This is a genomic window from Sporocytophaga myxococcoides, from assembly GCF_000775915.1.
In the GTDB taxonomy this organism is placed as follows: Bacteria; Bacteroidota; Bacteroidia; order Cytophagales; family Cytophagaceae; genus Sporocytophaga; species Sporocytophaga myxococcoides_A.
In genome coordinates this window covers 45,776-59,823 of sequence record NZ_BBLT01000002.1, presented here as the reverse complement: position 1 = coordinate 59,823, position 14,048 = coordinate 45,776, and the positions used below count along the sequence as shown (strand labels likewise).

Here is a 14,048-nt window from a genome sequence, read left to right as displayed (position 1 = left end):
TTAGTTAAATTTAGCTTCTTTCAAATATTCTGAAACTAGTTCCTTTTGTGCTGTCGAATCAGAAAGCTCTTTTCTAAGAAGTTTCTCTGCAATATCAATTGCAATTGTAGCAGCCTGATTTTTAACTTCTGTCATTGCAGCAAGCTTTTCATTGTTGATTGCAATCTTTGCTCCTTCAACAATTCTATTGCTTTCTGCCGTTGCTTTATCTTTAGCTTCGGTAATAATAGAATTAGCAACAGCACTTGCCTCTTTTAATATTTTATCTCTTTCAAGTCTTGCATCCTGAAGTAATTTTTCATTTGCAGCATGCAATCTTTTCAATTCTTCCTTAGCGTTTTCAGCAGCTGACAAAGCCTCTTCTATATCTGCCTCACGCTCTTTAAGGGCACCAAGAATTGGTTTCCACGCAAATTTTCCCAGGATAAATAATACTATTAGGAATGTTACTGTTTGCCAAAATAACAAACCGAAATCAGGTTGGACTAACATATATGTTGTTTTAAGAAATTTCCCTCTTTTGTTTAACTATAAAATTCAAACTCCTGAATCAGACCTAATGTCTGTATTCAGGAGTTTAGTTTTTAAGCAAGACCTTTTAGATAGATCAATAGACAAACTACCACTGCGAAAAGAGCAACACCCTCAATAAGAGCAGCTGCGATAAGCATAGCAGTTTGAATTTTACCAGCCTCTTGTGGTTGTCTAGCGATAGACTCAACAGCGCTACCACCGATACGACCGATACCGTATGCAGCACCTATTGCAGCAAGACCAGCACCGATACCAGCACCGAAAAGAGAAAGGCTAACTTCCATTAAAATAGTGTTAAGCATGATTATATAATTATAGTTAAACAAATACGCTCTAAAAACTTCGCTATTAAATACTAAACTCAATATCAATGTCCATGATCATAATCGTGATCATGGTGCTCTTCTACTGCCGATGCAAAGTACATAGCAGAAAGGAGAGTGAATACATATGCCTGCAATAAAGCAACAAACAGCTCAAGCATCGACATAAATACTGCAAACGCTGTACTAGCAAATCCAACAGCATAGCTTTCAAACATAAAGATCAAGCTTATAAAGCTTAGTATGATAATGTGACCTGCTGTAATGTTGGCAAAAAGTCGGACCATAAGAGAGAATGGTTTGGTAAACATTCCGACGATTTCTATAGGAAGTATAATAATTCTTAATGGAAGTGGCACGCCAGGAGTCCACAATATGTGTTTCCAGTAATTGCCGTTTGCACTAAATGTGGTTACCAAAAAGGTAAGCAATGCAAGAATAAATGTAACTGCTATATTTCCTGTAAGGTTAGCTCCACCTGGGAATAACCCCAAAAGGTTGTTAAACCAAATAAAGAAAAATACTGTTAAAAGATAAGGCATAAAACGCTCGTACTTAGGTCCGATTGTGCCTTTACCTATGTCATCTCTGATGTACATTATTATTGGCTCGAAGAAAGATTGGATACCCTTAGGTGCTTTGCCTTTCGTTTTACCATAAGATTTAGCAATTCCTATAAAGATTAATACAAGTATTGCCACACTGATAAACATTGATGCAACATTCTTCGTAATAGAAATATCGTAGATTGTTCTGCTTTTATCTACTGGCTCAATTTTATCATGATGATTCAAATGATATCCATTGTAAGTTCTGTCAGGACTATGGTATAAATGAGATGATGAAAACACATCTAAGCCTTTTTCAGAATAAATGATCACCGGAAGAGGAATAGCAAGACCATGAGCAAATTCCCACTCATGCGCATCCAGGATGTGGTGCATAATCAGGTCGCCAGGGCTAAATTTCTTTTCTTCACCGGATTCTGCAGGTCCGTTAGCATATGCAGCACCTCTTACCAAAGAGATGAAGAGAAATGCAATAAGGAATATTTTACTCAGATTTTTCATTGTTTTTAAAATCGGCCCGCAAGTTACTTAATAAGGAATAAATTTCAAACCACGTATAACACAAATACAAAACAAAAAAGTTTAAGGCGAAAACGACAGGATGAAAATCGGTATTAAGTAGACCAATTACCACATAAGCCACTGATAAAAGGAACCTTACTGTAAGGGAAACAAGATAAAAAATATGAATTTTATTATCGCCGTTTAACGACCCTATGGAAATAATCCTGTTTGATATAAAAAAAATAGAAAAGAAAAATACCTGGCTATACCAGATAAACGGATGGACCAATATTGGATCTTTAATTTTAGTCAAACTAACTATTATTAAAGAAGTGGCGATAAAGCAAATTAGAAATTTTTTCACAGGGGCAAAGTTATTTCATAAGCCCCCGTATTACCAAGTAAATTGCTGCAATTACTGAAAATATAGTTAAAAAAATCGTAAACAACTGACTTTTGACATGAAAATGCTCATCAAGTTTTATTCCGGCCCAGGCTCCAAGACACATTGTTGCTATCATCTGGATCACAAGGCTGGAATATTTAGCATACCCCTCAAGCGGTTTTTTCTTGTTTGATTGGTTTGATTCGTTCTCCTTCTCCAATTTGAATTTCTTTTATTGTAGCACCCATTTTACACTGTCCGTTAAACGTAGCTCCGGATTCCATGACCATTTTATTGGTAATAAGATCACCATTAATTAATGCTGTTGCTTTCATAACCACTACGTCTGCAATTTCAATTGTCCCTCTCACCTCTCCTAAAATCTCTGCAGTATGTGCCAGAATATTCCCCTCCACAACACAAGATTCGCTCAACACAACTTTGGATTTACTTTTAATGTTTCCAATTACCTTGCCTTCTATCCTGATATTCCCGAAAGTTTCAATATTTCCCTCAAGAACTGTCCCTTTAGCTACAATTGTACTTGAATTGGTCAGCGCTTCCAATTCTTTCTTTTCTTTTTTGTTCTGAAACATAGAAATTTAGTTAAAATGTTATGAAATTTTCCGGATTCACCGGCTTGCCTTTATACCAAAGCTCAAAATAAAAATTAGGATTTCCTCCAATCTGAGGATCACTTACTACCCCCAAAACTTCTCCAGCTTTTACCGCATCTCCGTCTTTTTTTAAAACTACTGAATTTTTTTTATATACAGTCATCAGATTATCTTCATGTTGCAAGATTATCACATTTTCATTCCGATCTGTCCATCCGGCAAAAATTACTGTTCCATTTGCCACAGCCTTTACTGATTCCCCTTGCTTGACAAGCAGCCCCACCTCATAAGACTGATTTACGGCATTATATTTAGACTTTACTAATCCCGAAACGGGATTAAAAAGTATTAAGTTGGACAATTTTCCAAAAGAAACATTTTTTACGGAAAAAACATTCGATTCTTTTTTCTCAAATTCTTTTCTGAATAGCGAATCTACTATTGACAACTGGTTAATTTCATCAACTTTAACAACCTTTACAGAAGTTGAGGATTCAGACTTTATTTCTTCGTCCTTTCCTGAAATTACTCTTTGAATAAGGTCCGTAAATGCAGCTTTTTGCTCCATCTCCGTCGTCAGACTGTCTACTTTAGCAGAAAGTGCAATTATTTTTTTGTTTAACACAATTTGCTTATGGGTCGGATCAAAAAATGCAGCTAATAATGTCGTACTTAAATAAAAGCAGAGGGAAAAAACCAGAATTAAAAAAATTGAACAGAAAACAATTAATTTCGCATAAGTGAAACTAAATGTTCGTTTTTCTGCAAAATTTTCTTCATTTCTGATAATTAGCAGAAATCTGTTCGTTAACCAGTGAGAAAGTGTTTTTCTGTGTTTCAAAATTATAATTCAGAATTATTATTATTACGAGCTTACATTATAATTATTTTATTCGAATTTATTTAAATTAAACAATTTGATTTTTTTGAAAACTAAATCAATTCATATCAAAATACTTTGCCTGATTGTTGGTTTTATAGCCTTTTCATGCTCTCCTGAAAGTAATTCCTTTGTGAGCAAAGGCTACCATAACCTTACTGCACGCGACAACGCTTATTTCCTTGCCCGAGAGCGAATGAAGCAGGTAGATAAAAAAATCGACGAAGCCAGACTTGATGATTACAATAAAGTTATTCATGCTCTTGCACTACCAGATACCAACAAACTAAAAGCTCAGCAACAGCTTCTTGAAGATATTTTTAAAAAGGCCTCTCTTCCTATTCAAAAACACAAAAACAGCAAATGGGTTGATGACTGCTATATTCTGGTCGGAAAGGTAAAGTTTTATAAAGGAGAATGGCCACAGGCGATAGAGACTTATAAATATGTCAATTCAAAAAGCAATGATATAGATGCAAGACATGAGGCTATTATTTACCTTATGAGGCTTTTTCTGACTGCTCAGAATTTTGACTATGTGAACAGCGTTAATTATTTCCTTAAAAAGGAAAAAATGAACTCTACAAACCAAAGGGAATACCTCCTTACAAGAGCTCAGTATTTTATAATGCAGGAAAGGTATAAGGAAGCCCTTAAAGATCTTGAAACCGCCAGACCCCTCATAAAGAAAAAAGATGTTAAATCCAGAGTTCATTTTATAATCGGACAAATACATCAATTGCAAAATAACGATAAAGATTCTTATAAAAATTACAAGGCTGTTTTAAAACACAACCCTCCATATGAACTTTCCTTCTATACGAGGCTTTATATGGCTCAAGTAACAAACCTTTCGAAATCCGGTGATAAAAAAAGAATCGAAAAATATTTCAAAAAGCTTCTGAAAGACCTAAAAAATCAGGAATACAAAGACAAAATATATTTTGAGATGGCCAAGTTTGAGTTCAAACAAGGACACCTCCCTGGTACCATTGAATACCTGAAAAAGTCAGTAGCTGCAAGCGCTGGGAACAATTATCAAAAAGCATCTTCATACCTTATGCTTGCTGAAATTCATTATGAAAAACTCCAGGATTTTGAGACTTCCAAATTATACTATGACAGCACAATAGCTCTAATGGATAAAAAAGACAAGCGCTACAGACTAGTTGCTGCCAGACAGGAAGTTCTTCAGGAATTTGTTACTCAGTTAAGAATTATTCAAAAAGAGGATAGTCTGATGAGACTTGCCACAATGGATAGTATTACACTCGCCAAGCATATTGATAAGGTAATTGAAAAAGAGAAAGAGGATTTAAAAAAAGCCGAGGCTAGAGAGAAGGCTCTGGCAGAAAAAAGTGCATCCAACAATAATAACAATGGATCAGGCCCTGTCTCTGGCAGTGGGGAGAGTACCTGGCATTTTTATAATGAAGCATCCATAACACGGGGAAAAACAGAATTCGTGAAACGCTGGGGGCAAAGGAAACTCGAAGACAACTGGAGAAGATCCACGAAAGAAGCAGTACAAGATAATTTAGATGAAAATGAAAGTCAAGACATAGATTCTGCAGCTGTGGCGCTTGAGTCAAAAGAAAAACTGGAAAAAGAAGTAAAAGTAGATAAAACAAAATACTACAAAGAAATTCCGTTTTCTGATGAATCAAAAGCCGCATCTTCACTGAAAGTTGAAAATGCATTATATAATGTAGGGAAAATTTATGATCAGAAACTTGATGAAAAAGGAAATGCCATAAAGTCATTTGAGACACATTTGACCAGGTTTCCGACGTCTAAACTGAAATCCGAAGTTTTATACTTTTTGTACCTCCTTTATAAAGAAAAGCCTGATCCAAAGTTTGAAAACTATGCTGCTATGCTGCATGATGAGTTTCCCAACTCTATTTACTCCAAACTAATCCGGAACCCTAATTATTTGGCAGAGACAAAGGAGACCAGTCAACATATAAACAGATTGTATAAGGATGCCTATAATCTTTACAAAGCTGAAAGATTCTTCGACGCAGATTCTGCAATTAAAGCAATACGGGTTGCCTATAAAGAAAATGATATAGAAGACAAACTCCAATTGCTTGAAATATTAATCATCGGACAGACAAAAAATGCCCTTATTTACAAAGGAAAACTGGAAGAGTTTATAGCAAATCAGAAAGAAAGCGTGCTTCTTCCCAAAGCAAAAGAGCTTCTGGCTTCGACGGAAGAATATATAAAATTAGCTTCAGCAGGAGGTAAATCATTAAATGAAAACCAGGTTAAATATAAAACTGACGTAAAAGACAAACCTCACATGTTTGTAGTGGCTGTTCATGGCAAAAATTTGAAACCTGTCAAAATTGTAAATGCTTTGAAGAAATACAATGTGGAGCATTATAAACCAGGTGAGATTCAGACTGAAGTCGTCCCATTAAATGATACCCTAAATTTAATAAGCATAAAAACTCTTGTGGATAAATCAGGAGGAATGATATATTACACTCAAATTAAAAATTTTCAGCCCTTTCAATCTGAAACCAAGAACCTAAAGTATGACTTATTTGTAATTACAGAGGAGAATTTTTCCCTGTTTAACAAATCCAAAAAACTTGAAAGTTACCTTAATTTCTTTGAGGAACATTATAAGAAGTAAACATGAGCAAAAGTAATTTCTTTATATCCGCATTTATCAAAAGCATCTGGATCGGCTTTATTGTCGGTATCGGAAGCTTAGTACTTTATGTGTATTTCGTTTCTATAAATTTTTTAGGACTTTTCGGTCCTATGCCAAGTTTAGAAGCTTTGGAAAACCCGAAAAGTGAAGTTGCATCTGAGCTTTACACCGCCGATAATGTTTTATTGGGAAAATACTTTAAAGAAAACAGAACTCCGGTAGACTTTGAAAAGCTTTCCCCAAATCTTGTAAATGCTTTAACTGCAACAGAAGATTCACGATTTGAAGAACATTCTGGCATTGACTTAAGAGGAATGGGCCGTGTTTTTTTTAAAACTATTATTCTAGGTCAAAGAAACTCAGGGGGAGGAAGTACACTATCTCAACAGCTTGCCAAAAATTTATTTCAAACGAGAAGTGCTCTATACAAAGGTAAATTAAGCAAAGGTACTCTTGGAAAGGTAATTTTTAAAACCAAAGAATGGATAACCGCAGTAAAGATAGAACGGGCTTATACCAAAAAAGAAATCATGACCATGTATTTAAATACGGTAGATTTTGGAAGTAATTCCTTTGGTATTGAAGTAGCATCTAAAACCTTTTTCAATACTACTCCGGATAGTCTTAAAATAGAAGAAGCTGCTGTGCTTGTGGGTCTGCTCAAAGCTCCCACGACCTATAGCCCGGTTTTTAATCCTGATTCATCTACATCCAGAAGAAATACTGTGATCAGTCAGATGGCCAAATACGGCTATTTGACTTCTATAAAAGCTGACTCAATTAAAAAACTTCCTATCGCTTTAGATTATAATGTTGAAAACCACAATAAAGGATCTGCAACATATTTCAGAAGCTTAATCACTTCTTACCTGATTCCATGGTGCAGAGAAAGAGGTCTTGATTTATATTCAGACGGTCTAAAAATATATACAACTCTTGATTCCAAAATGCAGAAATATGCAGAAGAATCAGTTGCTTCCCACATGAAAGAAGAACAACGTAAGTTCTTTGAACATTGGAAGGGTAAAAGCCCTTGGACAGATGAGCAAGGAAAAGTTATTCCTAATTTTATTGAAACAGCTGCTAAAAGATCTGACAGGTATCGCGCGTTGAAACTTCAATATGGAAATGATACAGTAAAGATTATGAAGGTAATGAAGACTCCTATCAAAATGAAGATCTTCAGCTGGGATGGAGAAATAGATACTTTGATGTCTCCGATAGATTCAATCAAATATTACAAGCATTTCCTTCATTGTGGGTTTATGGCAATGGACCCTCACTCAGGATACATAAAGGCATGGGTGGGAGGAATAGATCATAAGCACTTTAAATATGATCACGTAAAGCAAGGTAAGAGACAACCAGGCTCAACGTTCAAGCCCTTTGTTTATGCTTCTGCTATAGATCTTGGATATTCACCATGCTACGAATTACCCGATCTTCCGGTAACATTCCCAACAGCAGACGTAAACAAGACCTGGACGCCTCAAAACAGTAATGGAGAAGGCTTCACTGGAGAAATGTTCACACTTCGAAAGGCAATGGCAAATTCAATTAACTCCATCACTGCTAATCTGATGAAAGAAATCGGGCCGCAGGTTGTAGTAAACAATGCTAAGAGAATGGGAATTACCAGCCCACTGGATCCTGTACCAGCGCTTTGTCTTGGTGTAAGTGATGTTTCAATTTATGAACTTGTCGGCGCTTACGGCACTTTTGTTAATAATGGATTTTGGACTGAACCATTTTTCATTACCAAAATTGAAGACAAGAATGGAAATGTTTTACAGGAGTTCATTCCAAAAAGTGTTGAGGTGTTTGATGAAGAAACTGCCTATCTTATGGTGCATATGCTAAAAGGAGCAACAGAAGAAAAAGGAGGAACGGCCCTTGGTTTGAATAAATATGGACTTTTGTGGAATGGATATGAAATTGGAGGCAAAACGGGTACTACACAAAATTATTCAGACGGCTGGTTTATGGGCATTACTCCAAAATTAGTTGCAGGAGCTTGGGTTGGAGGAGATGACAGATGCATTCACTTCAGGAGTATGGATCTCGGTCAGGGTGCAAGAATGGCAATGCCACTTTGGGCTATTTTTATGAAAAAGGTATTCGCAGATTCTACACTTGGTCTGATTAAAGAACGCTTCCCGCGACCTTCTAAACTAAGTGTTGAGATAGATTGTAAAAGGTATAAAGAAAAGAGTTCCCAGCATTCAGACTCTCTTCAGCAGAAACATCAACAAGTATTGCCTATAGAATTTTAAGAGATTTAATCATGGCGGAAAGTGAGGAGGTAAGAGATCAAGTTAAAAGTCTACCAGACCAACCTGGCATATATAAGTTCTTCAGTGAAGAGGGAGAACTCATATATGTAGGAAAGGCTAAATCCCTCAAAAAAAGAGTCTCTAACTATTTTAATAAAAATACAGGAGTTGACAACAAAACCCGAAAACTTGTCAGCCAGATAAGAAGACTTGAATTTACTATCGTAAACACAGAGTTTGATGCCCTTCTTCTTGAAAATAGTCTTATCAAAAATAACCAACCAAAGTATAATATACTTTTGAAGGATGATAAGACTTATCCTTACATATATGTATCCCGTGAACGTTTTCCCAGGGTTATAGCGACAAGAACATTTGACAAATCACTAGGGATATATTATGGTCCATATACAAGTGTCAAAGCCATGAACAGTGTCCTTGACCTTATACATAAATTATTTTTTATACGAACATGCAATTTCAATCTTTCCGAGAAAAATGTAAATGATGGGAAATACAAAGTCTGCCTGGAGTATCATATAGGAAACTGTAAAGGACCATGTGAAGGTTTAGTTACAGAGGAAGTTTATCTAGAAAATATAGATAAAGCCCACCAAATTCTTAAAGGTAACATTTCAGTAGTTAAAACTTTTTACAAGGAGCAAATACAGCAGGCAGCTGAAAATCTCGAATTTGAAAAAGCTCATAAGTTAAAACTCAAACTTGATTTACTTGAGAAGTTTCAAACAAGCTCAGTTATTGTTAATCCTAAAATCACCGATCTGGATGTCTTTACCATCAAAAGTCTCGATAAAAATGCATTTATAAACTACTTGCATATAGTAAATGGGGCAATTCTTCAAACCAAAAATATAGAAATCAAAAAGAAACTTGATGAAACGGATGAAGATCTTCTAAAGCTAGCAATAATTAATATCAGAGAGGAGATGGAAATCACTACCAGAGATATAATAGCCAATATTCCAGTAGAAATAGATGAATTGAAAATTGCGGTACCCTCAATTGGTGATAAGAAAAAGCTTCTGGATCTTTCTCTGAATAATATATCATTCCAAATGAGCAAATCCGTCTCAAATAATGAAAGAGATTTAAGGATACTCAATACTATGCAAGAAGACCTAAGGTTAAAAGAAAAGCCATTTCATATCGAATGCTTTGACAACTCTAACATACAGGGAACAAATCCAGTTGCATCAATGGTGGTCTTTAAAAATGCAAAACCATCGAAAAAAGATTATCGCCATTATAATATAAAGACCGTAGTTGGTCCGAATGACTTTGACAGTATGCACGAAATAGTGCACAGAAGGTATAAAAGGGTTTTAGAAGAAGGACTACCACTTCCAAATTTGATTGTAATTGATGGCGGAAAGGGTCAGCTCTCCGCGGCTTGCCAAGCACTTCAAGAGCTGGATTTATATGGAAAAATTCCAATTGTAGGAATTGCCAAAAGACTAGAAGAAATTTATTATCCTGATGATACCCTCCCTTTATATATAGACAAAAAATCAGAATCTTTAAAAATAATACAGCAAATCAGAAATGAAGCTCACAGATTTGCAATTACATTTCACCGAACCAAAAGAAGTAAGAGTACTTTAGCTAAAAGTAAATTAGCTTCTATAAAAGGAGTAGGAGAATCTACATTTCAAAAGTTGGTGAGCCATTTTGGCTCGGTAAGCAAGATTAGGCAAGCGAGCTTGGAAGAACTAACGGAAATAGTCGGGAAAGCAAAAGCTGAGCTGGTTCTATTAAATCTCCCTGTTGAAAAAGAGAGTAAAAAAGAAGAAAATCAATAAATAAAAAAGGAGGTCGAATAACCTCCTTTTTTATTATAATTCGTACAGTCAGAAATTTCTTAGAATTCCCAAAGGTTATGCTCATACTCAAGAAGCTCAAATGCAGCCCATTGAGCGGCCATGATACCTTTTTGCTGATCTCCACCATAGATGTCAACTAAATATGCATCGTTTGGATTGGAAACTTTGATAATATAAGAGCTAAATAAACGCAACTCAAATGCATCAGCAAGATTCTTATGCTGCTGATCGTTCTGAGGATTAAACCAGATTGCTTTAGGGTTATCCTTGAAAAGTTTGTTTACTAATTCTTTATACTCGAAAGAAGCAATTGGAGTCTGAATACCTCTTATGTTAGCAGGGTGATCAGCAGGAACGTACACTGTTATTGCATGAATATCATAGTACAATCTGGATCTTTGCTTATCAAAAATGATATCTTCTTTTATCTCCATCTGATATAAATCAGTTGGGAAATAATAGTTAGGACCACCTCCAATCGCAGCAATATCCTCCCCATTTGCCTTCATAATCTCTAGCTCCTCTGCACTAAGTTCAGCTTGCTCAGATGGCATTTTTATTCTCTCATTGAATTCTTCAATTGTAAGAGTTTTACCATCATAAAGGGAATCTGTAGCATATGCTTTAATATCACCCCTTTGAACAGCGTCGATTAGCAAACGAGTTAGCTCTCTGTTTTTAGAAAATAAAGGTTTATTTTGCTTTTCTCTTAGATCAAGAGCTCTGATGATCGTCTTCTTATACATGATATCAGATTCATGTATAGGTCTAACAGAAAATTTATTATAACCTGTATTTTCAGCTCCAGAAGTTGCTTCAGGTGATTCAGCTGCCTCTTGAGCAATTATCAGGTTTGATGCGAACAACAAACCTGATAAAATAACACTAATTTTTTTCATAACTAAGTAGTTTAGGTATTAGTTAAGCGGGATGTTCTTAATTACTATTCCCAAATTAACCTCTTCCGACTCATTAAGGAAGTTAGTTCTCGTAACTTTCTTAACCTCGATCATGATTCTGTCTCCAGGCTGAGCTGCTGCAGCAAACTGAGCAAGGTTACCAGTTTCAGAAGTGAAAGAAGTTTGAGTAACTGGTCTCTTACCTCTAACAAGGATAGCATCCCACTGAGTGATCTTATATCTTGCGTCTTTTGGTAAGAAAGTTTTAAAGCTCTCATCAGGAACAGCTTTCATAGTAATAGCTCTAGGACCAGGAGCAGGAACACCTTGCTTCTCATTAACAGGGCTACCGTTAGATAAAGCCTGGATTTCAGGTTTTGGGATTAATCTAACATTAAATTCTTGTGAACCAATTGCGTTTCCGCTACTTGCTACATTAAGAGTTACTTTTGCACCAGTTGGAACCAGAGTAACAAGACCTTTTGTTGCACCAGGAATAACTTTAGCACCACTTGCAGTGAATGAAGGGCTGTAAGTAGAACCTAAAGCAGGAACCTGAACGTTAAGCTCGTTACCGCAGTTTTTGTATAGAGCAGAAACTGAAGCAGACTGAATTTGAATTACAGGCTTAGCAACAATATAATCTTCTTCAACTACGAAAGTAGTATCTTTTCCTTTATACTTGAAATTGATAGCTCCTTTCCACTTTTTCTTAGCATTACCTTCGCTGTCATATGCTCCGGCAGTTGCAGTAAAAGAAACTTTACCGATTTTTCTAGCATCAACCTGTATTGCTCTTCCATCCTGACTCATTGTTGGAGTTATTGCACTTGAAGATGCAGCCAAGAACATTTCTGCTTCATATTTAGTACCTGCTGCTACCACTTTAGATGCAGGTCTAACCATCGCAACAACGTTATCAAATTTGATATCTGATGCACCTACTTCACTAGCAAGTTTAGCAAGAGCCTCGTTCTCATATTTAAGAACTTCAGCTTCTTTTTGTGCTAACACTGCAAGAGCAGCAACCATTGGAGTTTCAGAGAAGTTAAGCTGAGCAAAATCTTTTCTAGCCTGCTCTTTATCCTTCATGAACATTGGATCTTCTTTTCCATCCAATGCTAACTTAGGAGCGTTTACACCAAACTTTGACAGAGAAGCAGCATAATTGTTAAGTTTTTCTTTCAATTTATAGGCTTCTCCTTTTTTGCTACCTTCTGGACCAACCATAAAGTTTGCTACTTTTTCTTCTTCTTTAGCACCTTTATAGTTTCCATCTTCTTCTTTTCCACCTGTATCATCAATAAGGTGTTTACGAAGACCTTCCATATAAGCAATTAGCTCAGCGGTTGCAGCTTTTACTTCATCTGCCTTTTTAACAATATGAGCATCTTTATTACCTTCTTGTTCAACAATTCTTCTGATGTTGCTACTTACTTTAGCATTCTCAGCAGCTGTTTTTTCGTTCACGTTCATCAAACTATCATCAAGAAATTTGAATTTTTGAATGATAGCTGAGCTTACCTGGAGTGCTAACAGCGCTGTTAGAACCAGGTACATCATCCCAATCATTTTCTGCCTTGGGGTTTCTTTACCTCCAGCCATATTTTAAACCTTTGTCTTTTTCGTTTTTAAAATAATTTCTACTGAAAATTAACCTCTCATTGCAGTTAGCATGTTACCATACACTGTGTTAAGCTGAACAAGGTTCTTAGATAATTTACCAAGTTCTTCTTTGAACTGAGCAGTATCTTTGCTTGCATCTGCCATGTTTTCCATAGCATGAGAAAGATTACCATAGAATTTATTCATAGCTCTCAAGTGGTTGTTAGCATCCTGAAGTTCCATTTCATAAACAGCGTTCAATGCACCAAGATTTTTAGTGATGTTTTGAACTTGTGAATGATATTCTTTAGCATCTACAGAAGCGTTAGCCATTTCTGACATTGCATCTACAGTTTTAGAATATGATTTATTCATCTCAAGAAGAGACTTAGATGCTTGCTTAACGTTGTTTGCATATTCGCTAGAAGCAACTGAAGCATCAGATAGGTCTTTAAGGTTAGATACCGATGTAGAAAGAGAATTAAAGCCAGCGCCTAATTTGTTAACTACATCCTGAGTGATGTTTGCCTCAGAAAGCATATCATCAAGTCTTCTTGTAAGACCATCGTTAGAAGCGATTTCACCTTCTTCTTCTTCTTCATAATAATCATCAGCCAATTGAGGATAAACTCTCTCCCACTTTGGATCGTGAGGAACCGGCTGGAATGAACTGAATACGAAGATTAATGCTTCAACACTAAGACCAACTACAAGCATTGGACCAGCACCTGGCCAGTGCATAATTTTAAACATCGCACCAACAATTACAACTGCGGCACCCATTCCGTAGACCATTGGCATGATCTTGTTAAAGAATACATCTTTAAAACCACCTTTGTTTGAACTCATTTTCGTAAATTTTTAAATTTTAAGTGTTTAACAATTAATTATTAGGTAATAGAGTATTATATAGTTTGTGATTATACAACTATTGAATTTATAAAATCTTT

General features: G+C 35.9%; 12 protein-coding genes. 3 read left to right on the top strand and 9 right to left on the bottom strand.

Annotated elements, in window-relative coordinates; all coding sequences use genetic code 11:
- From MYP_RS04525 to MYP_RS04500, 6 genes are all read right to left on the bottom strand, one after another.
- On the bottom strand, window positions 1-492 hold the full coding sequence (locus MYP_RS04525) for a F0F1 ATP synthase subunit B (RefSeq protein WP_045459366.1): 492 nt from the start codon (window positions 490-492) through the stop codon (window positions 1-3).
- 92 nt (window positions 493-584) lie between these two features.
- Window positions 585-836, bottom strand: coding sequence for an ATP synthase F0 subunit C (gene atpE / locus MYP_RS04520; protein WP_028981168.1), 252 nt, complete (start codon window positions 834-836; stop codon window positions 585-587).
- Window positions 837-901: 65 nt separating this feature from the next.
- Window positions 902-1,927 carry a F0F1 ATP synthase subunit A gene (gene atpB, locus MYP_RS04515; protein WP_045459363.1) on the bottom strand — a complete coding sequence of 342 codons (1,026 nt, stop codon included), beginning with the start codon at window positions 1,925-1,927 and terminating at the stop codon, window positions 902-904.
- 377 nt (window positions 1,928-2,304) lie between these two features.
- The gene (locus MYP_RS26895) at window positions 2,305-2,535 is read right to left on the bottom strand and encodes an AtpZ/AtpI family protein (RefSeq protein ID WP_367113571.1); all 231 of its coding nucleotides are present in this window, start codon (window positions 2,533-2,535) and stop codon (window positions 2,305-2,307) included.
- The gene (locus tag MYP_RS04505; RefSeq protein WP_045459358.1) at window positions 2,486-2,911 is read right to left on the bottom strand and encodes a bactofilin family protein; all 426 of its coding nucleotides are present in this window, start codon (window positions 2,909-2,911) and stop codon (window positions 2,486-2,488) included. The genes MYP_RS26895 and MYP_RS04505 overlap by 50 nt, the downstream gene beginning before the upstream one ends.
- 10 nt (window positions 2,912-2,921) lie before the next feature.
- Window positions 2,922-3,557: a murein hydrolase activator EnvC family protein gene (locus tag MYP_RS04500; protein WP_156140321.1), complete on the bottom strand. Its 636-nt coding sequence runs from the start codon at window positions 3,555-3,557 to the stop codon at window positions 2,922-2,924.
- Between the two features lie 301 nt (window positions 3,558-3,858).
- Here MYP_RS04500 and porW point away from each other — a divergent pair, with 301 nt between their 5' ends.
- From porW to uvrC, 3 genes are read left to right on the top strand one after another with little or no spacing between them, the layout of a single operon-like run.
- On the top strand, window positions 3,859-6,459 hold the full coding sequence (gene porW / locus MYP_RS04495; protein WP_156140318.1) for a type IX secretion system periplasmic lipoprotein PorW/SprE: 2,601 nt from the start codon (window positions 3,859-3,861) through the stop codon (window positions 6,457-6,459).
- A 2-nt stretch (window positions 6,460-6,461) separates the two neighbouring features.
- Window positions 6,462-8,753, top strand: a complete 2,292-nt coding sequence (locus tag MYP_RS04490) for a penicillin-binding protein 1A (RefSeq protein ID WP_045459354.1) — start codon at window positions 6,462-6,464, stop codon at window positions 8,751-8,753.
- 11 nt (window positions 8,754-8,764) lie between these two features.
- Window positions 8,765-10,573, top strand: a complete 1,809-nt coding sequence (gene uvrC, locus MYP_RS04485; protein ID WP_045459352.1) for an excinuclease ABC subunit UvrC — start codon at window positions 8,765-8,767, stop codon at window positions 10,571-10,573.
- Between the two features lie 59 nt (window positions 10,574-10,632).
- On the opposite strand, the gene gldN is transcribed toward uvrC, so the two are convergent.
- Genes gldN through gldL form a run of 3 tightly spaced genes read right to left on the bottom strand, consistent with a single transcriptional unit; the run spans window position 10,633 to window position 13,947 of the window.
- Complete coding sequence (gene gldN / locus MYP_RS04480; RefSeq protein WP_045459350.1) at window positions 10,633-11,493, bottom strand: type IX secretion system protein PorN/GldN; 861 nt, start codon at window positions 11,491-11,493, stop codon at window positions 10,633-10,635.
- Window positions 11,494-11,511: 18 nt separating this feature from the next.
- Window positions 11,512-13,098 (bottom strand): type IX secretion system protein PorM/GldM, encoded by a 1,587-nt coding sequence (gldM, locus tag MYP_RS04475; RefSeq protein WP_045459348.1) that lies wholly within the window; start codon window positions 13,096-13,098, stop codon window positions 11,512-11,514.
- A 48-nt stretch (window positions 13,099-13,146) separates the two neighbouring features.
- The gene (gene gldL, locus MYP_RS04470; protein ID WP_045459345.1) at window positions 13,147-13,947 is read right to left on the bottom strand and encodes a T9SS inner membrane protein PorL/GldL; all 801 of its coding nucleotides are present in this window, start codon (window positions 13,945-13,947) and stop codon (window positions 13,147-13,149) included.
- Between the last annotated feature and the right edge of the window lie 101 nt (window positions 13,948-14,048).

What these genes read in the sequence shown, in the direction of transcription:
- MYP_RS04490 (WP_045459354.1), top strand. Translation starts at nt 6,462, where the DNA reads ATGAGCAAAAGTAATTTCTTTATATCCGCATTTATCAAAAGCATCTGG.
- atpB (WP_045459363.1), bottom strand. Translation starts at nt 1,927, where the DNA reads ATGAAAAATCTGAGTAAAATATTCCTTATTGCATTTCTCTTCATCTCT.
- gldN (WP_045459350.1), bottom strand. Translation starts at nt 11,493, where the DNA reads ATGAAAAAAATTAGTGTTATTTTATCAGGTTTGTTGTTCGCATCAAAC.
- atpE (WP_028981168.1), bottom strand. Translation starts at nt 836, where the DNA reads ATGCTTAACACTATTTTAATGGAAGTTAGCCTTTCTCTTTTCGGTGCT.
- uvrC (WP_045459352.1), top strand. Translation starts at nt 8,765, where the DNA reads ATGGCGGAAAGTGAGGAGGTAAGAGATCAAGTTAAAAGTCTACCAGAC.
- MYP_RS04525 (WP_045459366.1), bottom strand. Translation starts at nt 492, where the DNA reads ATGTTAGTCCAACCTGATTTCGGTTTGTTATTTTGGCAAACAGTAACA.
- MYP_RS04505 (WP_045459358.1), bottom strand. Translation starts at nt 2,911, where the DNA reads ATGTTTCAGAACAAAAAAGAAAAGAAAGAATTGGAAGCGCTGACCAAT.
- gldL (WP_045459345.1), bottom strand. Translation starts at nt 13,947, where the DNA reads ATGAGTTCAAACAAAGGTGGTTTTAAAGATGTATTCTTTAACAAGATC.
- gldM (WP_045459348.1), bottom strand. Translation starts at nt 13,098, where the DNA reads ATGGCTGGAGGTAAAGAAACCCCAAGGCAGAAAATGATTGGGATGATG.